The sequence below is a fragment of the Ectobacillus sp. OTK genome (assembly GCF_059698935.1).
Window position 1 is genome coordinate 1,502,815 of record NZ_AP048547.1, and the last position, 22,197, is coordinate 1,525,011.

At 39.2% G+C, this 22,197-nt stretch carries 16 protein-coding genes; 13 read left to right on the top strand and 3 right to left on the bottom strand.

Going from position 1 to position 22,197, the window contains the following annotated elements:
- Positions 1 to 311: 311 nt before the first annotated feature.
- From AC6HZ4_RS07400 to AC6HZ4_RS07410, 3 genes are read left to right on the top strand one after another with little or no spacing between them, the layout of a single operon-like run.
- A complete protein-coding gene (locus AC6HZ4_RS07400) occupies positions 312 to 1,652 on the top strand; it encodes a spore germination protein (RefSeq protein ID WP_497494339.1) in 1,341 nt (446 codons plus the stop codon).
- A 2-nt stretch (positions 1,653 to 1,654) separates the two neighbouring features.
- Entirely contained in the window at positions 1,655 to 2,749 is a 1,095-nt protein-coding gene (locus AC6HZ4_RS07405; RefSeq protein ID WP_497494340.1) for a GerAB/ArcD/ProY family transporter, read from the top strand.
- Positions 2,746 to 3,870 carry a Ger(x)C family spore germination protein gene (locus tag AC6HZ4_RS07410; protein ID WP_497494341.1) on the top strand — a complete coding sequence of 375 codons (1,125 nt, stop codon included), beginning with the start codon at positions 2,746 to 2,748 and terminating at the stop codon, positions 3,868 to 3,870. The genes AC6HZ4_RS07405 and AC6HZ4_RS07410 overlap by 4 nt, the downstream gene beginning before the upstream one ends.
- Positions 3,871 to 4,016: 146 nt before the next feature.
- On the opposite strand, the gene AC6HZ4_RS07415 is transcribed toward AC6HZ4_RS07410, so the two are convergent.
- Entirely contained in the window at positions 4,017 to 5,591 is a 1,575-nt protein-coding gene (locus tag AC6HZ4_RS07415) for a phytoene desaturase family protein (protein ID WP_497494342.1), read from the bottom strand.
- An 882-nt stretch (positions 5,592 to 6,473) separates the two neighbouring features.
- Between AC6HZ4_RS07415 and AC6HZ4_RS07420 the strand changes: the two genes are divergently transcribed.
- Positions 6,474 to 8,048, top strand: a complete 1,575-nt coding sequence (locus AC6HZ4_RS07420) for an alpha-amylase family glycosyl hydrolase (RefSeq protein WP_497494343.1) — start codon at positions 6,474 to 6,476, stop codon at positions 8,046 to 8,048.
- Positions 8,049 to 8,381: 333 nt separating this feature from the next.
- Positions 8,382 to 8,636, top strand: coding sequence for a hypothetical protein (locus tag AC6HZ4_RS07425; RefSeq protein ID WP_497494345.1), 255 nt, complete (start codon positions 8,382 to 8,384; stop codon positions 8,634 to 8,636).
- A 195-nt stretch (positions 8,637 to 8,831) separates the two neighbouring features.
- Here the strand turns inward: AC6HZ4_RS07425 and AC6HZ4_RS07430 are convergent, their stop codons facing one another.
- Positions 8,832 to 10,001: a glucose-1-phosphate adenylyltransferase gene (locus AC6HZ4_RS07430; protein ID WP_497495632.1), complete on the bottom strand. Its 1,170-nt coding sequence runs from the start codon at positions 9,999 to 10,001 to the stop codon at positions 8,832 to 8,834.
- Between the two features lie 899 nt (positions 10,002 to 10,900).
- Between AC6HZ4_RS07430 and AC6HZ4_RS07435 the strand changes: the two genes are divergently transcribed.
- The 8 genes from AC6HZ4_RS07435 to mmsB all read left to right on the top strand — a co-directional run bounded on the left by AC6HZ4_RS07435 (position 10,901) and on the right by mmsB (position 20,916).
- Positions 10,901 to 11,164 carry a CD3324 family protein gene (locus AC6HZ4_RS07435; RefSeq protein WP_497494346.1) on the top strand — a complete coding sequence of 88 codons (264 nt, stop codon included), beginning with the start codon at positions 10,901 to 10,903 and terminating at the stop codon, positions 11,162 to 11,164.
- Between the two features lie 252 nt (positions 11,165 to 11,416).
- On the top strand, positions 11,417 to 12,052 hold the full coding sequence (locus AC6HZ4_RS07440) for a FusB/FusC family EF-G-binding protein (RefSeq protein WP_497494347.1): 636 nt from the start codon (positions 11,417 to 11,419) through the stop codon (positions 12,050 to 12,052).
- 600 nt (positions 12,053 to 12,652) lie between these two features.
- A complete protein-coding gene (locus tag AC6HZ4_RS07445) occupies positions 12,653 to 13,663 on the top strand; it encodes a substrate-binding domain-containing protein (RefSeq protein ID WP_497494348.1) in 1,011 nt (336 codons plus the stop codon).
- A 96-nt stretch (positions 13,664 to 13,759) separates the two neighbouring features.
- Positions 13,760 to 15,469, top strand: coding sequence for a cache domain-containing sensor histidine kinase (locus tag AC6HZ4_RS07450; protein ID WP_497495633.1), 1,710 nt, complete (start codon positions 13,760 to 13,762; stop codon positions 15,467 to 15,469).
- Positions 15,470 to 15,498: 29 nt separating this feature from the next.
- The gene (locus tag AC6HZ4_RS07455) at positions 15,499 to 16,740 is read left to right on the top strand and encodes a response regulator (protein ID WP_497494349.1); all 1,242 of its coding nucleotides are present in this window, start codon (positions 15,499 to 15,501) and stop codon (positions 16,738 to 16,740) included.
- 258 nt (positions 16,741 to 16,998) lie between these two features.
- On the top strand, positions 16,999 to 18,075 hold the full coding sequence (chvE, locus tag AC6HZ4_RS07460; RefSeq protein WP_497494350.1) for a multiple monosaccharide ABC transporter substrate-binding protein: 1,077 nt from the start codon (positions 16,999 to 17,001) through the stop codon (positions 18,073 to 18,075).
- Positions 18,076 to 18,159: 84 nt separating this feature from the next.
- Complete coding sequence (mmsA, locus tag AC6HZ4_RS07465; protein ID WP_497494351.1) at positions 18,160 to 19,695, top strand: multiple monosaccharide ABC transporter ATP-binding protein; 1,536 nt, start codon at positions 18,160 to 18,162, stop codon at positions 19,693 to 19,695.
- Between the two features lie 6 nt (positions 19,696 to 19,701).
- A complete protein-coding gene (gene mmsB, locus AC6HZ4_RS07470; RefSeq protein WP_497494352.1) occupies positions 19,702 to 20,916 on the top strand; it encodes a multiple monosaccharide ABC transporter permease in 1,215 nt (404 codons plus the stop codon).
- A gap of 46 nt (positions 20,917 to 20,962) precedes the next feature.
- On the opposite strand, the gene AC6HZ4_RS07475 is transcribed toward mmsB, so the two are convergent.
- Entirely contained in the window at positions 20,963 to 22,081 is a 1,119-nt protein-coding gene (locus AC6HZ4_RS07475; protein ID WP_497495634.1) for a GntR family transcriptional regulator, read from the bottom strand.
- Positions 22,082 to 22,197: the final 116 nt, after the last annotated feature.

Here is a 22,197-nt window from a genome sequence, read left to right on the forward strand (position 1 = left end):
CGATTAGATAGAAAAAAGAAAATATATGTAAAATTAGATGGATATATGATGAACCTTTATATACTTTTAGCATATAATCCAAAATTTCTTATGAAAGGTTTATTTGAATAAAAAATTACATATGTAGGAAGTTTATAAATAAAGATCTTCCATGTAGGTTAATAAAAGGGGATGTATGAGGACGCAAAATTCGTTTGCTCATGAGGACTGCCTCAAGAATTAGCGCAATCATGGAAACAAAAGGGCAGGTCCACGAAAGCTATGATGGGAGAATTGATGAAGTCTAAATATAAGAAAATGCAGGTGAAAGGATGTTAAATGCAACTCAAACCGTATCTTGGCTAGCCGAACAATTAAAGCAGTCTTTTGATATGACACACAAAAAGCTGCAAATTGAGGAAAAAACGGCTGTACTTATATTCATTAAAACAGTAGTGGATGGTATGCAGCTTCAGCAGAATATCATCAAACCTTTCTTTGAAATGCCTACTGAACAGCATTTTGAAGCGTATCTGCAATCACTTCCTAATCAGCAGGAGTTTACATCAAGAGAGCAGATTCTTTTGGAATTGACAAAAGGCAGTGTTGTGGTAATGATTCAAGGCAATCTCCTCATGTTTGATGTCAAGAAGGTAAATACAAATAACGTGTTGCAAACTTCTGTTGAAACGACTATTCAAGGTCCGCAAACTGCATTAAGTGAGGATATGCAGACGAATATCAATTTAATTCGGCAACGGTATCATCAACCGTCCTTTTCCATAGAGATGTTTGAAGTAGGAAAGAAATCTCATCAGTCACTTGCTATTTTATATGATCGAGATGTTGTTAATGAAACAGTTCTTGAAAATGTAAAAAAAAGATTAGAGGAGTTAGGGGAGCCTATTGTTCAATCCACTGGAGAGCTAGGGCGGATGATGAACGGAAAGAAATATTCCCTCTTTCCTACTATGATGATTACAGAACGGACAGATCGAATTATTTATAATATAACAGGCGGAAAAGTTGTTTTACTGTTGGATGGCAACCCATTTGCAATTATAGCACCTAGTGTTTTCTATGATTTTATGAATTCAATGGAGGATAATTACCGTTCATATTGGATCACGAAATCCACAAAGATGCTGCGTTACACAGGATTATTAATTAGTTTAGTTTTACCGGGAACGTATGTCGCAGTTACTTCCTTTAATCCTGAAATATTTCGGGTGCAGCTTGCGCTGTCAGTAGCAGGGAGTCGTGTAGGTGTTCCGTATCCTTCCTACTTAGAAGTATTGTTTATGCTTCTCATCATGGAACTGTTAATCGAAGCGAGTATCCGGCTCCCTAAATCGATAAGCGGAACAGCTACAACTGTAGGGGGATTGATTTTAGGTACTGCTGCAACAGAAGCAGCATTAGCTTCTAATATTATGATCATTATTGTATCTGCTGTAGCAATTTCGAACTTCGCCGTTCCCATAAATGAGATGAGTTTTGCGATACGGGTTACAAAATATTTGTTATTATTCTTTGCAGCTGTTGCTGGAATTGCAGGGTTGATGTTATCGCTTATTGGATTCATTATGTATCTGACACATATGAACAGCTTTGGAGAACCGTATTTTAAGCTATTTATCCAGAAAAAACCTGATGAAAATAGAGGGATGTAGAGGTGAATCGATATTTTTATTATCTAGTACTCGTAAATATGGCTGCAAATATTGTTGCATCTGTCCCTAAAATTCTACTTGAGGATAGAACAAAGGGAACGATTCCTTCTATGATTCTGGCCTTAATTCTTGGTTCGTTATTTATATATATAATGGCAAGATTTTTTCATTCATTTCCTGGTAAAGGACTGCCTGAATTACTCAAGGAATATACCCCTAAATGGATCTCTCTTCCATTTCTTATGTATCTTGTAATTGCATGGTTTTTAGCAGGACTTGCGACGCTCATTACCTATTCCTTCTTATTAAAACGATTTTTGACACCGGAAATGCCGGTGTCATGGATTGTGTCTATTTTTCTATGCTTTATTTCATTTGGAATGTTAATGAGTTCCAAAAGTGTATTATACACAATTGAAGCGGTTGTGTTTTTCAATATTCCTTTGGTAATTCTTATCATGCTAAAAGCATATACGGGCGAAGGAATGGAATGGGACTTTGTGAAGAAGTCTGTGATGTATATGTATCATACTCCAAGTTATTCCGCATTTTCTGCAGCCTTATATGTATTTTTAGGTGCCTCCAACTTAATTATTTTCAATCGTGTATTCACAAAGAGGCAAAAGATGAATTGGCGTCAATTAGTAATTACTTTCCTCATTATGGGAGGAAACCTATGTACAACCTATTTTGTCCCGATTGGCTACAACGGATTTGACCATATTGGAAACCTAGTTTACCCGTGGATTCTTACAAGTGACTCGATGCGGATCGAATTCGGTTTCGTGGAGCGGGTTCTATTTATGTTCTTAGTTTTGTATTTGGTAATTTCATTTCTGAGTATTCTAATTCACTGGCATGTGGCAATAGAACTTCTGAAAAGTGTGTTTTGGTTAAAACGGTTCCAATGGAAGGGCCGCAATCTCACACCCTATCTGTTTATTAGTATTTTCTGGCTTATTAGTTTGAGATTGATTCCATATGTAACGGAGCATGAAGTTACCGTGTATACAAGGTACTTTTTTAACGTATTACCATTTTTCTTTATGGTCGTTCTAATGATGCTTTGGTTTATAAAAAGGAGGGCAAAAGCATGAAGGCAGTCTTGAAAAAAGGAAAAATCCTTTTCCTTGTGATGGTCATGCTGTCCTCTGTCATTTTATCAGCAGGATGCGGATTTAAGGATATTGATAAACGTATCTTTGTCGTTGCAATCGGCCTTGATTATACAAAAAGCAAGACAAAGCCCTATCGTGTTATTTTAAAATTAGCTATTCCATCTGGTACGGCCAAAGATTCTCCGGGGCCGCGCTATACTTATTTAACAAACGAGGCAGCAACCTTAGCGGAGGCTATACGTATTTTGAAGACGCATATTGATAAGGAATTGGATTTTGGCCAGGCCAAAATGATTGTGTTAGGTGAAGATTTAATCCATCGGGATATGGTAGAAGACATTGATTTTTTTCTGAGAAGAAGGGATATTCAATTCATCTCATGGGTAGCTATCGGCAGACCGACAGCGGCAAAGGTACTAAAAACAGAACCTTCTTCGGAAATGGCGGGCTCCAATGCCTTATTTAATATTTTTTCTGGAATTGGAACAGAAAGCGGATACATTGTAACAACCTATTTATTTGATTTTAGAAGAAGGTTGTTAGAACAGGGTATAGATGCAATTGTACCTATTATCGAAACAAATAAGAAAAAAACGAAATTTATCATCAACAAAGCGGTCATATTTAAAAATCGTAAAGAAAAGCTAGAGCTAACAGCTGATCAGACGAAAGATTATAGTACACTTTCCGGAAATGCTGAAAAGGTAGATGTGAAGGTGAAAAAGAAAGGATTATACTTCACACTGTCTGTTGATACGGCAAAGGTGAACTATAAAATTTTGACCCCCGCCAATCAAGCACCTGTCTTGAAAATAAAAGTCAAAATGGAGGGGATTGTAGAGGAATCAAAGGATTCCCTTTCACCTAGTAACATGGATACATATAGCAAATATGCAAGTGAAGCATCCAAAGAACGAATTGTCGACTTCTTGAAAATGCTTCAGAAAAATGAGGTAGACCCATTAGGATTTGGTCTGCGCTATCAGGCAACCCGCCTTCACACAAGAGATACATACGCAGAGTGGAAACAAATATATCCCCGCTTGAAATTTGATGTATCTGTTGACACCTCGGTAAAGAGTACCGGAACAATTGAGTAATCTGCAATAGTTAAAAAAGTGAACTATCCTCACTATCCGATGAAAAATCAGTAAGTGAGGATAGTACAAGATAAAATTGATGAAACTGTAACGCTGTTAACTATTTAGACTACTAAGATAGGATCTGCTTATATTCACTGGCCGAATTACGATAGAAGCTGCCGCGCGACAATATATCCTGATCCGCCATTGATTCCGTGTCCTGGCCAAGTTGCCGCACCTACCATATAAAGGTTTGGCACCGTTGTCTGATGGCTCGGTTGTCCAGGAAGAGGGCGGAACAAATAGCTCTGCGACAGGTCATGTGCACCACCGTACGGATCACCTGGTCCTGCGTTTGGATTATATTGTGCGATTGTTTTAGGTGTGACAACGGCTTGTCCAATAATGGCACTTGGGATATTAGGAATATGTTTACTCACGACTGCAAGCACACGTTCAGTAAAGCGCTGAGTAAGATCAGGAGTCCAAGTGCCATCACCAACGTCGATCTGACCGGCAGCATCACCGCGAGGGCGGCATGGTACCTCCAGCACTTGAATCCGCATGATGGCTTTGTCAGCTGGTGCGCGCGTAGGGTCAAGGTTGGTCGGGCAATCTACTGTGAAGGTTGGTTTAACCGGCAATAAATCGGCCATTCCTTGCGCAATCGCCAGTGTAAAGCCGTCCAGCCCATCTGTAAGATGCGGTTGACCAACCTTGGAAAAACGTGCATCAGGCCAGCGCGGCGGCTCACTCAGTGCAAGATGGATTTGTACGCAGCCACGCCCGTAGCGATATTGCTTTGCTTGCTTGCGTAAAGGAGCACTAATATCCGCATCCGCTAATAGCGAGAGGTAGAGTTGATCAGGAGTGGTAGAAGCAACCACAGCTTGTGCAGCGTGAAATTCTTCACCATCTGCTGTTTGCACTCCAACAGCACGATTGTTCTTCACTATAATACGCTGGACATGCGTTTGCGTGCGAATGACTCCGCCTTGGTCCTGCACTAACTGCGTTAATGTTTGTGCCAGCATTTCACTGCCGCCTTCCGGTATCGGCATCCCGCCGCCCATCAGTGCCATCGCAGTAAGCGGAACCCAAATTCCACTACCGACTTCATCCGGTGTACGGCCCAGATGAGTAACCCAAGACGCTAGCATTGCCCGTAACACTGGGGATTGAAAAGACCTTACAACATTTCGCGCGGTTGAGAACAATGAAGCGGCAAATTCCGAATAGCCTGGACGTCCTCTTTCGTGAAGTAGTTTTGTAATTATTTCGTTTGCTGGAGGGCGGGAAAGATCTTGATTAAATAACGTGAAAACATCGTTAGCATATGGATTAAACTCTTCAAACATCCGAATCACTGCGGCTCCGTCATCTGGAGCTAATCGTTCGGCTTCTGCAACGAAATCCTCAAACGAGCGAGGGAGTATTGCTGTTCGTCCGTCCTCCATAGAAACACCAGTAGGCAAATCAGTATTTACATAGCGTAACCCGCGTGCTTCTAGGGATTTTCCAAGATCCGCATAGGCCTGCCCCGTCAAAAGGAGCGGATGGGCTGCAGCATATACATCATGCTTAAATCCTGGCACAGTTAACTCCTCCGTACGTAGGAATCCCCCTGGTCGATCATTTTTCTCCAACACTAACACACTGCGGCCGGCACGGGTTAAGTAGGCAGCAGTAATTAGAGCATTATGTCCGCTTCCGATTATAATAATATCGTAGACTGTCATTGCGGGCTCACTCTCCTTATATATTAAATGTGAGAAGTAAAGGACAGTAGATTGTAATAACTGGAAATAGTCCCTTCTAAATAGTTCTGTAAAGAGTGGCCTTAACCTTCCATTATTTTCGAGGAAATGTAACATGATTGTGGATGGGTTGTGGGAGTGTCCGATTTTGAAATACGTCTAAAGCTTCAAACAATCTGCAGGCTGTTTATTTCAGCACAGCCTATTAGAATTAAATACAGATAGGTAGAGTGTTGTGTTCGTAATAGGGGTGAGAAAGATTATGTACAGCTATAGACTAAATTATAAACGGGGTTACACCGATAATTTATGAAATCGATTGCGCTATTTCTGCTCTCATGTACAAGCGGGAATTATATCTAAATTGAGTGCAGGGTCAATTTAACAATAAAGTATTTGAACCAGTGGAAGGATCCTAATTAATCCCCCTATTTTAACTAATAAGAAAGAGAAAAATCTTACTGGGAAGAGCATAATTACTAGAGTGAATGAAATACATCGTGGTTGCACAATATTTTTACATTTTTTTGAAATATAATTGACAACTATAACCAATCTAAGTAGGATTAAAGTAAGACAAGTGAAAACGGTTGCGCAACTGCTTTGGACGTTGTCTGTAAATGAGAGATTCAACTAAAAGCATTGTAGGCTCAATGTTTCTGATGAATCTATATGTTTAATGAGTTTTAAGGATCCGGAATAAAATCGCACTTTATGAATCTTTGGCTGTATCATTGGAAGAAATGCTCGGCCGCACGTATAGCTGCAATAAATACACACCTTGTATAAATGAAACTATTGCCTTTATACATATGACAGGCGGAGAACAAAAATTAAAACGTTTACAAATAGGGGGATAGACGTATGAAGGGGAAAAAATTAACTGCATTAGCATTATCTGTACCGTTAATTATAAGTTTATCAACAGGCATACATGCAGAAACACTCACTCATGATAAAGGTCAAAAATCACCAAAGTTAAATAACAAAGATGGAGTTTTTTATGAGGTGTATGTGAATTCTTTTTATGATACCAATGGGGATGGACACGGTGATTTAAAAGGTATCACAAAGAAGCTTGATTACTTGAATGATGGAAATCCAAAAACAAACAAGGATCTTCAGGTCAATGGACTTTGGATGATGCCTGTAAATCCATCTCCCAGCTATCACAAATATGATGTAACAGATTATTATAATGTCGATCCTCAGTACGGAAGCTTAGAGGATTTCCGTAATCTTATGAGGGAAGCGCACAAGCGTAATGTGAAAGTTGTAATGGATCTTGTGGTAAACCATACAAGCAGTGAACATCCATGGTTTATCGATGCACTGCAAAATAAAAATAGTAAATATCGAGACTACTATATTTGGGCCGACAAAAATACAGATTTAAATGAAAAGGGCTCGTGGGGGCAGCAGGTATGGCATAAAGCACCTAATGGGGAATATTTCTACGCGACATTTTGGGAAGGAATGCCAGACTTAAACTATGATAACCCTAAAGTAAGAGAAGAAATGATCAATGTCGGGAAATTTTGGCTAAACCAAGGGATTGATGGTTTTCGTTTAGATGCAGCCATGCATATCTTTAAAGGTCAAACACCTGAAGGGGCAAAGAAAAATATCCAATGGTGGAATGAATTTCGCGATGCAATGAAAGAAACAAAGCCAGATGCATATTTAGTCGGTGAAGTATGGGATCAACCAGAAGTAGTCGCGCCTTATTATCAATCATTAGATTCCTTGTTTAATTTCGACCTGGCAGGCAAGATCGTAAATTCTGTTAAAAATGGTACAGACCAAGGGGTAGCGGCTGCTGCGTTAGCAACGGATCAATTGTATAAAACATATAACCCAAATAAAATTGACGGCACATTTTTAACAAACCATGACCAAAATCGTGTTATGAGTGAATTAAATAGTGATGTGAATAAAGCAAAATCAGCGGCTTCTATTTTATTGACGCTTCCTGGTAACCCGTTCATTTACTACGGTGAAGAAATTGGCATGACAGGTCAAAAACCAGATGAGTTGATTCGCGAACCGTTCCGCTGGTACGAAGGTGATGGACAAGGTCAAACAAGCTGGGAAACTCCAGTGTATAACGTCGGTCACAACGGCATCTCAGTAGAAGCGCAAGATAAAGAAGAAAGCTCTCTTTTGAATCACTATCGAGAAATGATACGTGTTCGCCAGCAGCACGAGGAGCTTGTGAAGGGGAACTTAGAGGTGATACAAGTGGAGAATTCACAAGTTATTGCATACAGCCGTTCCTATAAAAACAAATCGATTCAGGTGTACCACAACATTTCGGATAAAGAGGTTACATTAACTGTTTCACAGAAAGGAAAACTAATTTTCTCTAGTGAAGAGGGAGCAAAAAAAGAAAAATCAACATTAGTTATCCCGGCAAATACGACAGTATTGGTAAGATAAATTGGTTAATATTTATTGAAGTATCATGAAATAAACATTTAATCCCCAAAGCGACGTAATAACCATTACGTTGCTTTCTTTTATCACTTAGATGTACTATGTTAGTACAATTTAGACTTTTACAGCTGATATAGGGAAGAGCTAACCAAAAGTCTACTGCGAGCAGGATTTTGGCGCGAGTTTCTTTGGTTTGTTTTAGCTGTTTATTAGAAATATACGACAGGATCTTATAAGAGAGCTTTATAAATAATTACATTGTATAATGACTAATGAACTTGAAGAGGCGACAGTTTACCAATAGGTAAAGGAATATATAAGAAAGAGGACTTTTATATGAAACTTCTGCACATTGCGAAAGATGAAGGATTAAGATTAGCTATTCTCACTGAGCATGGCGTTCTTGATTTGGTGGAAGCTAGCGAAGCATTCGCTTTACCCGTTCCGCAAACCTTAAAGCAAGCCATTGTACAAGGTGAGGAAGGTGTAGTATTGAGTTATCCGGAGAGCGAACAATCTTGGCTGGCTTCAGAGGATGAGATTACTATATCAATACAAATGCTTGGAACATTACGGAATACATTAAGCTGAATGTCTAACAGCGAACCGTTTGGTCCCAAAAGAGTATATGCTTTCGCTACATAGAGAATCCCCCTTGGTATCAAGGGGGACGATTCTAACATTTTGTACTTTAAGGAAGTCTAAATTTCCAGCTAGAAGCTAATTCGATGCAGCGGGAAATTTTAGGGATAAAGTATAAGGGCAACTGCGCCTCTGTTTTCTTTGTTAAATAACATTAGGTAACACAGGCTTATTAGGCTGGCCTGGTATATTTTCTCCTACTAATGTAATACCTTTAAACGAATCCGCAGAAGCAACGACAGCATGGTTTCCTATAAAGATTCCCGGGCCAACGACTGCTTTTTCGATGGTTACATTTTCACCAATTACTGCATTTGGTAAAATGACAGAATCCTTTATAATTGTTCCTTTTCCCACCTTTACTCCGTTGAAAAGAACGGAATTTTCAACTGTTCCATAAATTTCGCACCCCTCACTAATAAGGGTCTGTTTTACCGAAGCATCATAATCAAGGTACTGAGGAGGGTAAGTTTGTTCGACTGTATATACTTTCCAATCCGGCTGATTTAGAAGGACGTTTGTTTCCTTTTTGAGCAAATCCATATTCGCTTCCCAGAAACTGTCAATTGTTCCGACATCCTTCCAGTATCCGTTAAATTCATAGGCAAATAGCTTGAGGTTGTCTCGAAGCATAGCAGGTATAATGTCTTTTCCAAAATCTTTGGAGGAATCTTCATTTTTTTCTTCTTGTTCTAAATAGAATTTCAGTGTTTTCCAATTAAAAATATAAATTCCCATAGAAGCTAAATTAGAGATAGGATTTTCTGGTTTTTCCGCAAAATTTACGATTTGATTCGTATTTTCATCTATTTCCATAATCCCGAATCTATTTGCCTCATTCCATGGAACTTCTATCACAGAGATAGTGGCATCTGCTGAGGATTGAATATGCTGCTGGAGCATTTTGGTGTAGTCCATTTTATAAATATGATCTCCAGAAATCACAAGCACATACTCAGGGTCATATTGTTCGATAAAATGAGCATTTTGGTAAATCGCGTGTGCAGTACCTTCATACCAGCGTGCACCATTTTCACATTGGTACGGAGGAAGAATGCTTAAACCGCCATCTCTTCTGCCAAGATCCCATTCCTTCCCGTCTCTAATATAGCTTTGTAAAACATGGGGGTGATACTGGGTTAATACTCCGACCGTATCAATTCCTGAATTTCTGCAATTACTTAATGTAAAATCGATGATTCGATATTTCCCTCCAAAGGGCACAGCAGGTTTTGCTAAATTGTCTGTTAATGCTTTTAATCTTGTCCCTCTTCCGCCAGCCAAAAGCATAGCAATACATTGTTTTTTCAATATGTTCCCCTCCTGAAAGCGATTCCTTAGTTTTGTATATAAAGGGTTATTATAACCGATCTTCTTCCCATAATTTGTAAAAATATTCTTGCTCCTCCTCATTGTAGATAGGAGTCTGTGTACGATCCTCTTCATGATTAAGTAACTCTTCCATTACAAACCTCCTCTATGTTGTCTGAAACAATCTTATATAACAAGACTTATTCTAACAAAATATGTCTATTTAACTAGTCAAAACCGTATGACGATTTTAGGTGAATATCGACAAAAATGACAATGAATATAGTCAATATGGGCTTTTTTTAAAAGGTTATTGTTGAAATTAAAATTATTTTTTGTAAAATTGTCGAAACTTTTTTTGGGATTCTGTAAAAAAATTCACAATTTTGGCATTGTTTCTTTGTTTTTACGGGTCTGTTATGATATATCTTATTATTAGAAATAATATATGTAATAAAGATTTTCCCTTTGCTGTTCCAAATTCATTTCCACACGAAACGAAACGGATTCATCAAACACGAAAAATAAAAGCCCAGAACCATATTTATGATGCTCATCTACTAAACTAACATGACCATGGTTGATAAATGTGAAGTTCGTTAGATACATAAAGATGTATGAAGTCTGCAATCGTTGTATAATAATAGAAAATGTAAGTGTAAGTTGTATGAAGGATCTAAAATGGTTAACTAAGAAATTTTTGAGGGGGTGTAAAAATGGCAAATACAATTGTATTGCCAAAATCTGCAGCGTCTCATGCAAAGCCTAGTATAGGAGAGGCGATACTTTGCATGGGGTGGAGAATGTAATATACAATCGCCCAAGTGAGTTTCTGTCCTTTCTCACATACTTGGCTTTGCACCTTATTTTCATTTTTACTAAAAAATAAGGGGCTGGCAGAAATGAGATATGTAAAAGCGACCGCTATTTTGCCTGAAGAGCTTATTACAGAAATTCAGAAGTATGTGCAAGGAGAAACGATTTATATTCCTAAACCTAAACAATCTTATCAAAAATGGGGTACACGTTCTGGAACAAGAACATTGATTAAGAGCAGAAATACCGCTATTAAAAACGAATTTCAAAGCGGAAAGAGTATCAATCAATTAGCCGAAGAATATTTTCTCTCTACGGAAACGATTAAAAAAATTGTATATTCGAAGTAAATAGGAATGATAATCGTAGCGCTGATAATCTAATATATAGGTTATCAGTGCTTTTTGTATGCCGAGTTTGATTAAGAATTATTTGCTGCATTGTGTATCACGAAGCGCTCTTTTAAAATGAAAAGAGATGAACGAACAATTATTAGTGAGGGTGAGGGGTTTCCCTGCTGGTGGTTCGTTGAATGAATCAAACATGAACGGACAAGTGCTGCTGCATTTCCCGTTCATGCGGGATGAATAGGAGTGATGGAAATGAAGCCCTTTATCAGAAGTGATCAGTATAACTTTATAAAAGCACAAACACAGATTCTTATTAATGGGCATGCGTCCGCCAACGACGCAGGTGTTCTTGATGCGCTAAGGTCTCTTGCGAAGGAAAAGGTGCTGCGTTTATTTGCAGATATTAGTGAGGAACAAACTCAGCTGCTGCACTCAATTGTTAGTATAAAAAATAAAGAGGATGCTGAAGTGTTTTTATCACAAGTAAAGCCGTATGTAATTCCTTTTCAAGATGTAACAGAACAAACAATCAGAAAGCTATTCCCAAAGGTAAAGAAGCTCAAGGCCCCTTCACTAGAGAATATGGATGTAAGGGAGATTTCCTATTTGGGATGGAATGATCAAGGCTCAAATAAAAAATATCTTGTAGCTCCATACAATAACAAGCTCATCGGTGTACAGGGTACATTTAAAAGTGTCAGCCAAAAGGGAATTTGCGCGTTGTGCAATCGCCATGCGGAAGTGGGGATGTTTATGTCCGAAATAAAAGGCTCGGGAATAGACACCTTTACAAAAAGAGGAAACTATATTTGCCAAGACAGCTATGCTTGTAACCGTAACTTAATTACACTGGATAAATTGCATGATTTCCTGGAGAGAGTTCAGTAAGAAGGTTAGGATTAAGAAAAGCAAACATGCTTGTCTTTGCTTCTGCGGAAGAATGTTCTCCGTCATATAGCGTGCATTTGCTTGTTGTGACGGAGATTATTCTGAGGCGGGAGCATTCCGTGTTCGTTAGACAATACTCCCTCAAAGGTATCCCGCCTTATTCCGCAAAAAAGACAGGAATGGCCTGTAGGTTATCTCGTCTCCCCTGAATCAAAGACTTTATATCCAGCTGCGTTACATCTTGTCTTAAACATCTACATACATATACCCCTGAATCCTCAAAACCTATTCGTTTGTAAAGCTTCAAACTGTTAGTTTTGTCTATGCCTCGCTTTGTCAATTCAGATACGTTTCCAGAAGGTACCTCTATTTATCTTGTATTTATAAGACAGCTAAACATTTAGGATTGTTTTTGCTGTAGGGACAGAATAAAATTAGAGCAGTGCTAGATTACCAGGGTTCTCTTGTCAATCGGTGCTAGTTTGTATATATTTATGTCACACATTTGTGGATGCTGGAGTATAAGGGGGTTGTCAAACAGGCTCAAAGCAGTTAGCAAGATTTGATGAATACCGTTTTTTTTGAAAGGGGTTTCAAAGAATGAGAAAGCTATTATTCATTTATATATCCTTAGTTGGATTATTTTCTTTTTATTTGTATCATCATTATCACATAGAAACCTCTTTGGTATCTTCTAACCAAGCTGATAAAACGCTGCAAGGAGACATGAGACAAAAGTATATTATGGTGACCTTTTTGGCAGGAATTGATTACTGGAAACCTGCATTAAAAGGGTTTGAGGATGCCGCGAAGGCATTGAACGTTTCGGTAGAATATAGTGGTGCTAAGCAGTATGACATACATGAGCAAATGATGGTGTTAGAGCGGGCAATCGCGAGAAAGCCCTCTGGTATTGCTATCTCTGCTATTAATCCTGATGCACTGACTCCTGTTATTAATAAGGCTGTCGATGCAGGAATTCCAGTCGTACTGTTTGATTCTGGGGCTTCTTCCAGCAAAGCAAGGCCCTTTTTGGGAACGGATAACTATCATGCGGGGGTAGTGGCAGCACGTAAGATGGCCGAGCTTTTAAATAATAATGGACAAGTTGCGGTTGTGACATTACCAAACCAGTTAAATCATCAGCAAAGAACAAAGGGTTTTATTGAAACAATCGAACAGCAATATCCCAATATGAAAGTGATTGCGGTAAGGGATGGGAAAGGGGATCAGCTTGTCTCTAGAAAGGAAGCAACAAATATTTTGAAGCAATACCCGCAGGTGTCTGGAATTTTTGTGACAGAGGCAAATGGCGGCGTTGGGATTGCTGAGGCTGTGCAGGCGTTAGGTGAAACAGGGAAAATACAAATCATGAGCTTTGATACAGATAAGAGAACACTCGACATGGTAAAGGATGGGGAAATTGCAGTCACATTGGCGCAGGGAACGTGGAACATGGGATATTGGTCCTTGCAATTTTTGTTTCATCTTCAACATCATATTGGCATGCCAAGGCCAAATACTCCTAATGCAGCGTTAGTGCCAACGTATGTTGATACCGGAATTTCAATTGTGACAAAGGAGAACGTAGAACAATATTATGCCAAGTGATTTGCAGGGGAGGGAATTGAGTTGAAACGAGTGCAGCAGTTGAATATAAATAACCTTCCTATACGGTATAAGTGGATTAGCCTTCTATTATTAATTATGATTCTACCTTCAATTGCACTAGGATTTGTAACGAGCTGGACGGCAGATCGGATTATTGAAAGACAAGTCGCTCGTAATACGCTGCAATTAATCGGGCAGGTAAATAAAACACTGGAATCTTATGCGAATAACATGCAAAATATTAGCTATTTTATCCCGCTTCATCCAGGCGTGAAACGATTTTTGAACGGAGAAGAACCAAAGCTGTTCTCCGAAGATAATCAATATGATATGCTGCAATTTTTGCAAGGGCTTACAGCTTTGTATCCAGAAGCAGCAGGTATTCTTGTTGTAAATAACAAAGGAGAATATGTCAGTAATGAACTATATGCACGTTCTGTTGTCAGCCTTACAGAGGAGTCCTGGTATAAAGAGGCGGTAAAGAATCAAGGCATTCTTAAAATCATAGGTCACCCAGTCAATCGGAACATTACGAGTCATGTGAATTATAGTGAGGATGAGGTTGTGTCTATCGTAAGAGCTATTTTGGACCCTGATACACAGCAAGTGAAGGGGGTTATATTAATCGACTTAAAGCTGCGCGTCATTGAGGAAGCGGTAAAGGACACCCATCTTGGCAAGTCGGGCTATTTAATGGTAACGGACGAAGCTGGCTCAAGCATTTATTCTCCTGAAAAACGGCTTATTAGTAAGGTTCCTGTTCAATGGTTAAAGGGAGATTCAGGAGATTTCTCTAAGCAAATAGACGGAAGCAGGCTGCAATTTATTTATGAAAAATCACCTTTTACAAATTGGACAACTATTGGTGTATTTTCAACAGAGGAATCCGCTTTTGAAGTAAAGGAGATCCGCTTCTATGTGATTAGCTTTGTTTTTTTCGTATGCTTAATCGGAATTGCGGCCGCCTACTACTTATCACATTCGATGTCGAGGCCGATTGGTCAGCTTATGTCAGTTATGCAGCGGGTAGAATCAGGAAGTTTGGAAGTTCGCTACGAAGGAAAACGGGGAGACGAAATTGGCAAGCTCGGTCAAAGCTTTAACAAAATGCTTGAGCAAATCCGCAAACTTCTTACATTGACCGAGGTGCAGGAACGCCAAAAACGCGAAGCGGAATTGCGCAGCCTGCAGGCACATATTAAGCCGCATTTTCTATATAACACACTCGATACAATTAACTGGATGGCGCGTAAAAAGGGAGCAGCGGATATTGCAGAAGTTGTAGAGTCATTATCACGCCTGTTTCGTATTGGTCTTAGTAAAGGGAACGATATGATTCCGTTTGTAGAGGAGATCGAGCACATTCGAAGCTATCTGAAAATACAAAAGGCGAGGTATAAGGATAAACTCAATTACACTTTGTGTATTGCCCCGAACATTCAGGATGTGTCCGTTCTAAAGCTTGTATTGCAGCCGATTGTAGAGAATGCCATTTATCATGGCATTAAGGCGAGGAGAGGTCCGGGTCATATTTTAATAGAGGCAGAGGAACAGCAAGGCGATTTTGTTATTCGTGTAACAGACGATGGATCTGGAATTCCGCCTGAAAAGCTTCATGCCCTTCGTAGAATGCTGGCGGCTGCTGAACAACTGGATGGGATTAAGGATGCAGGCTATGGGATGATGAATGTCCAGGCAAGAATTAAGCTTACATTTGGAGGCGAGTACGGCTTGTGGATTGACAGCGAACTAGGAAAAGGGACAACGGTAACAGGTCGCTTGCCGCTTATGAGGGAGCAATCGTAACTAGAAGAGCGAACAGGGGGGTGGAATCGTTGCCAAACACATGGAGAGTATTAATTGCTGACGATGAACCGATTATCCGCGAGGGAATTCGTGATGCGTTGGATTGGAAAGCAATGCATATGAAGGTCATAGCGGAGGCTGAGGACGGTGAGGAAGCGTTAGAGCTGGCTCTTGAGCACGATATTCATGTTCTTCTCGTTGACTTGAATATGCCGATTATGAATGGAATGACATTGATTCGGCATATGCGTGAGAAGCTTCCGCAATGTAAAATTGTCATCATTACAGGCCATGACGAGTTTACATATGCACAGGAGGCGATCCGTTTAAATGTCGATGATTATATTTTAAAACCGGCAAATCCGGAACAGCTGCGAAGTGTGCTTGAGAATGTTCGCAAAAGCTTAGAGACAACAATACAACAGAAGCAATACTTAGAAATGGCATCCAATCAAATTACAAAAAACTTTACGATTTTACGGGAACGGTTTTATTTGGAATGGATAGAAGGGGGCATGACGGAAGGGGAAATTATCGAACAGCTTCATTTTCTGCAGCTGCCTGCGGCATGTCCAAGGCAATTGGGTGTCATTCAATGTCCTGAGTTTTACGCGAATCAATTGTTGATGAAGGAGAATGATAGACGGCTCCTTTTATTTGCAATTGAAAATATTGTATCGGAACTGCTGAAGCCGCTTCAAAATAGTATCTTTCATGACCATACAGGACTGGTTGTTGTGTTTCTATGGGATATGACTCCGACAGAGAAACTATTTGAGATTGAAAGAATGCTAAAACACTATTTAAAAATTGCAATCAATATGCACTTCGAGTCTGTGGGACAGGAAATTGCAGCTATTCCTCATGTGTATAGGCATTGCAAGAAAATCATTTACAAAGATATGCATATTTCTCCGATGGTGCGCCGGGCAAGAGAGTATATTTCCAATCATTTTTCAGAAGCGGATTTAACGTTGGAATCACTCGCTCATTCACTACAAGTATCCTCTGTATATTTAAGCAAGATGATCAAGCAGGAGCTGGGAATGTCTTTCGTCGGCCTATTGACGAATATGCGGATCAAAAAAGCAATTGAGCTGTTAAATACGACCGATTTTTCCATTTATGAAATAGCTGAACGGGTTGGATATGAAACACAGCATTATTTCAGTACAGCTTTTAAGAAGGCTGTAGGAGTATCACCTAAGCAATACCGAAAAGAAGCCGCCATGCCGCATGACATGCAGAAGGAAAAAAAGCGGCTTACATGAAGGGAAGGTTAAATCGTTTATCTAAATAAACCGGATTAGCATACGCTAGTCCGGTTTATTTGTATGTTAAGAAATTGCCAGAAAGGAGCATTTCGATGTAGTAGACAATTGTAGGATTTTTTTGAAAGCGTTTCAAATTAGATTAAATTTTTATAAAAAGAGTTGTTTTATTAAAAAGACTGAAAATTGGCAAGATGATATATTCAATTTACAACACAGGAGCTTATCCTGATAGCTGAAGCAAAAGGGGGAAACAGAATGAAGAAATTGATGTCAATCATTGTTTTATGTGTGCTCATGTTCGCTTTAGCGGCATGCGGAAGCAAAGAGACGAGCGGCGGAAAGGGAGGCTATGTGGGGATTTCAATGCCTACGAAGTCTTCTGAAAGATGGGTTAATGATGGAGAGAACATGGTAAAGGAGTTTAAGAAGCTCGGATATAAAACTGATTTGCAGTATGCAGAGGATGTAGTAGAAAACCAAACATCTCAAATTGAAAACATGATTACAAAGGGTGTAAATGTTCTTGTTATCGCCCCAGTTGACGGGAAAGCACTAACAGATGTTTTGGAAAAGGCAAATAAACAAGGTATCAAGGTAATTGCGTATGACCGTTTAATTAAAAACAGCAAATACGTTAGCTATTATGCAACATTTGACAACTTCAAGGTAGGAGTTCTTCAAGGTTCTTATATTGAACAAAAACTCGGTTTAAAAGATGGGAAAGGTCCATTTAACATTGAGCTGTTTGCAGGGTCGCCAGATGATAACAACGCATATTTCTTCTTCGATGGTGCGATGTCAGTATTAAAGCCATATATTGAATCTGGAAAATTAGTTGTAAAAAGCGGCCAAACAAAATTCGAGCAAGCTGCTACCTTAAGATGGGACGGCGCTACTGCACAGGCGCGGATGGATAACTTGCTAAGCGCTAAATATGCAACTGACAAAGTGGATGCTATATTATCGCCTTATGATGGAATCAGCATCGGTATCATCTCTTCTTTAAAGGGTGTTGGATACGGAAATGCTGATAAACCGATGCCTGTCATTACGGGACAAGATGCTGAACTTGCTTCTGTAAAATCTATTATTGCAGGTCAACAAACGCAAACTGTATTTAAAGATACACGTGAATTAGCAAAGAAAGCAGTTGCGATGGCTGATGCAGTGTTAAAAGGAAAAGAAGCAGAAGTAAATGACACAACAACGTATAACAACGGCGTAAAGGTAGTTCCTGCCTACCTGTTAGAACCTGTATCTGTTGATAAGTCAAACTATGAATCTGTGCTTGTACAGGGCGGTTACTATACAAAAGCCCAGCTTGCAAAGTAATTGAAACTGTAATGAAGTGATTTAGCAATGGCTGAAAATCTGTTGCTAAATCATTTTATCCGATTGTAAGGATGTGAAGAGAACATGTCACAAGTTATATTAGAAATGAAAAATATTACCAAAGAATTCCCAGGTGTAAAAGCTCTTCAAAATGTGAACTTGAAGGTGAAGGAAGGAGAAATTCACGCGCTTTGCGGGGAGAATGGGGCAGGAAAATCAACATTAATGAAGGTGCTAAGCGGTGTATATCCTCACGGAACATATACTGGAGATATTTTATTTAAAGGAAGTGTATGTGAATTTAAAGATATCAAGGATAGTGAAGAATTAGGAATTGTTATTATCCACCAGGAGCTGGCACTCATACCTTATCTATCTATAGCAGAGAATATTTTTTTAGGAAATGAGCAGGAGAATAAGGGAATCATTGATTGGAATGTTACTACTGTCAGAACAAGGGAACTACTGCAGAAGGTAGGACTGTATGAATCACCAGATACGTTGGTTACCAATATTGGGGTCGGTAAGCAGCAATTGGTAGAAATCGCAAAAGCGCTCTCTAAGAAAGTAAAGTTATTAATTTTAGATGAGCCTACTGCCGCCTTAAATGAGGATGACAGTGAAAATCTGTTGAACCTATTACTAGAGTTTAAGAAGCAAGGGATGTCAGCTATTATTATTTCCCATAAATTAAATGAAATCTCGAAGGTTGCCGATTCTATTACCATCTTACGTGATGGTCAAACAATTGAAACATTGGATATGAAGCATGACAATGTTACGGAAGACCGCATTATAAAAGGAATGGTGGGAAGAGATTTAACAAATCGCTATCCAAAAAGGGAACCTAAAATCGGGGAAGTTATATTTCAGATAGAAGATTGGAATGTGTATCACCCTCTGCATCAGGATCGTAAAGTAGTCGATAGTGTGAAGTTTCATATTCGGAAAGGTGAAATTATCGGAATCGCCGGCCTTATGGGCGCAGGCAGAACAGAATTGGCAATGAGTATTTTCGGTAAGTCCTATGGAAAGAAAATAAGCGGACGCATTTATAAAAACGGCAAAGAAATCCGTCTCGATGATGTGAATGCAGCTATTGAACAGGGGATTGCATATGTAACGGAGGATCGAAAAGGAAACGGGCTTATTTTGATGGATGATATTAAGAAAAATATCACTCTAGCTAATTTAAATCGGATTACACATAAGCTAGTCATAGATGAAAACCAGGAGGTAGTAGAGGCTGAGAAATTCCGTGAAAAAATGAGAATTAAAACGCCAAGTATTTTTCAAAAGACAGGAAACCTAAGCGGCGGAAATCAACAAAAGGTAGTGCTCAGCAAATGGATCTTTACCGAACCGGATATTCTCATTTTAGACGAACCAACCCGCGGAATAGATGTAGGCGCAAAATATGAAATCTATACCATTATTAACCAATTGGCAATGGAAGGAAAAGGGGTTTTAATCATTTCTTCAGAGCTCTCTGAAATTCTTGGAATGTGCGATCGCATCTATGTTATGAGTGAAGGGAGAATCACAGGTGAAGTAAGCGGAGAAGAAGCAACGCAAGAAAATATTATGAAGTATATGACAAAGAGCAAGACAAGGGGGTAGTAACAAATGCAGACAGTTGCGCAAAAAGAGCTGCAAAGCAAGCAGAATATCAATAAAGGACAAACATTGAAACAAATGGTAAAGAGTAACATAAGACAGTACAGTATGATTATCTCACTTGTTTTTATTATGCTGCTCTTTCAAATTTTAACAGATGGTATTTTGCTAAAACCATTAAACATTACGAACTTAATTCTGCAAAATAGTTATATTTTAGTATTGGCTGTTGGAATGGTGCTCGTTATTATCCTTGGCCATATTGATTTATCAGTGGGATCGGTAGCTGCGTTTGTAGGAGCCGCTGCGGCTATTTTTATGGTAGATTACCATATGCCTGTTTATATAGCAGTTATCTTGTCATTAGTAATGGGGGCTCTTATCGGAGCTTGGCAAGGATTTTGGGTAGCTTATGTCAAAATTCCTGCTTTTATTGTTACCCTTGCTGGTATGCTTTTATTTAGAGGCTTAACGATGATTGTTTTAGAAGGAAAGTCAATTGCTCCATTTCCAACTTCCTTCCAAAATATAAGTTCAGGGTTTCTTCCTGATTTGTTCGGCGGAGGAACTCTTCATATTCTGACTCTTGTAATCGGGGTTGTTTTATCCGTTATTGTTATCATTACAGAGTGGAGAAGCAGACAAACAAAAATCAAATATCAATTTGACGTGCCCTCAGCTGGAATGTTTGTATTAAAGCTTGTGGTTATTGTAACGATTCTTAACCTGTTCACATACGTTCTTGCTGCTTATGAAGGAATTCCTAACATCTTAATTATCCTGGCTGTTTTAATTATGGGATATAGATTTGTTACAAATCGAACAAAAGCGGGCCGTCATATTTATGCGATTGGCGGAAATGAAAAAGCAGCCCAGCTATCTGGTGTGAAAACAAAACGCGTTACGTTTTGGGTGTTCGTAAATATGGGGGTTCTAGCCGCACTTTCAGGATTGATTTTCGCTGCTCGTTTGAATGCTGCAACACCAAAAGCAGGGAACTTGTTTGAGTTAGATGCTATTGCAGCTTGCTTCATTGGCGGAGCATCTGCTTATGGCGGAATTGGTACAGTTGCTGGAGCAATTATTGGCGGTCTTGTTATGGGAATCATGAATAATGGTATGTCCTTGCTTGGACTTGGCATTGACTGGCAGCAAGGCATCAAAGGTCTTGTACTATTAGCAGCTGTTGCTTTCGATATTTATAATAAAAATAAGGCTTCATAAAAAGGAACTAGGCAGGTTACAGAGAAAAGACCTGCCTAGTTCCTTTCTATCCCTTATTTAGCATGCTTGTTGAGTTTCGGATAACGAGCTCAGGTTCGTATATGGTAGATTGCTGATTCGCATCCTTGACATTTTCCTTTTCTACAGCGGCAACAATCCACTTGGCAGCATCGATGCCCATTTGCGTTTTTGGATGCGCAACCGAAGTGACCTCCAATGCCTCAGCTAAATACGAATCATCGTATCCGACGATAGAAATATCCTCAGGAACCTGTAATCCTAGTTCCCTAAGCTCGTTCAGGATGGCCAAGGCGGCTTCATCGTTATAGCAAACGATTCCGGTAGGCCGGGTTTTAGGAGACAGCAAAAATGGTTTTACCTTTTCGGAAATCTGAGAGCTGAGTTCACCCGTTGCATAGGTAATAATCATTTCCGGGAAAAACGATATGCCATTTTCTCTAAATGCACGGATAAATCCTTGCATACGATTGATTCCTTGTAAATCATCAGTTTTAAAAAGACCAATAATTCTTTCATGGCCTAGCTTTATCAGGTGATCGGTTGCGAGGAATCCGCCTTTTTCGTCATCTACAATCGCATGAGGAGGATTTAATTGGGCATAGAATTGGTTAATCATTAAATACGGAATATTTTTCTGCTCCAGCTCTAAATAATATTGAATATTAGGGTTATAGCTGCTGCTTTTCGTAGGTTCGACTATGAGTCCATCAATATTTCTGCTTAGCATTGTTTGTAAGCACTGTTTTTCCTTTTCCACATCATTGTCTGTACATGCGAAGGTTAAAGAATATCCGCAATTGGTTAAATAAGATTCAATTCCTTTAATGATGGATGGAAAAATATAGTCAGAAATGTATGTCGTAATGACACCAATATTTTTTCCGTTCGCATTTGTCACTTGAGTTTGCTGCGGTTGATTTTCGTCTACCCGATTGGAGCAAAAGGTTCCAGCACCCTGCTCTCTATACAGCCATCCTTCGTGTACCAAGTCTCCAACCGCTTGGCGTACAGTATGTCTACTCACACCAAACATTTTCACAAGTTCATTTTCAGAATATATTTTTTGCCCTGGCTCCACCTCTCCTCTTATAATCCAGTCCTTTATTTTTTCTTTGACCATACTATATTTTGTTTGTTGCGCCACGTTTATCACTACTTTCATTTCTATTTTCAGCTTGTATGTTTAATAGATAACTTATGCGTACAACTAATTTTATTATACCTTATTTTAATAAAGAGTACAGGATTTCTCTCTTTTAA

Bases quoted from the DNA above. Each gene is read 5' to 3' on its own strand.
- mmsB (WP_497494352.1), top strand. From the start codon at position 19,702: ATGCAGACAGTTGCGCAAAAAGAGCTGCAAAGCAAGCAGAATATCAAT.
- AC6HZ4_RS07435 (WP_497494346.1), top strand. From the start codon at position 10,901: ATGAGATATGTAAAAGCGACCGCTATTTTGCCTGAAGAGCTTATTACA.
- mmsA (WP_497494351.1), top strand. From the start codon at position 18,160: ATGTCACAAGTTATATTAGAAATGAAAAATATTACCAAAGAATTCCCA.
- AC6HZ4_RS07420 (WP_497494343.1), top strand. From the start codon at position 6,474: ATGAAGGGGAAAAAATTAACTGCATTAGCATTATCTGTACCGTTAATT.
- AC6HZ4_RS07445 (WP_497494348.1), top strand. From the start codon at position 12,653: ATGAGAAAGCTATTATTCATTTATATATCCTTAGTTGGATTATTTTCT.
- AC6HZ4_RS07440 (WP_497494347.1), top strand. From the start codon at position 11,417: ATGAAGCCCTTTATCAGAAGTGATCAGTATAACTTTATAAAAGCACAA.
- chvE (WP_497494350.1), top strand. From the start codon at position 16,999: ATGAAGAAATTGATGTCAATCATTGTTTTATGTGTGCTCATGTTCGCT.
- AC6HZ4_RS07425 (WP_497494345.1), top strand. From the start codon at position 8,382: ATGAAACTTCTGCACATTGCGAAAGATGAAGGATTAAGATTAGCTATT.
- AC6HZ4_RS07450 (WP_497495633.1), top strand. From the start codon at position 13,760: ATGATTCTACCTTCAATTGCACTAGGATTTGTAACGAGCTGGACGGCA.
- AC6HZ4_RS07415 (WP_497494342.1), bottom strand. From the start codon at position 5,591: ATGACAGTCTACGATATTATTATAATCGGAAGCGGACATAATGCTCTA.
- AC6HZ4_RS07410 (WP_497494341.1), top strand. From the start codon at position 2,746: ATGAAGGCAGTCTTGAAAAAAGGAAAAATCCTTTTCCTTGTGATGGTC.
- AC6HZ4_RS07400 (WP_497494339.1), top strand. From the start codon at position 312: ATGTTAAATGCAACTCAAACCGTATCTTGGCTAGCCGAACAATTAAAG.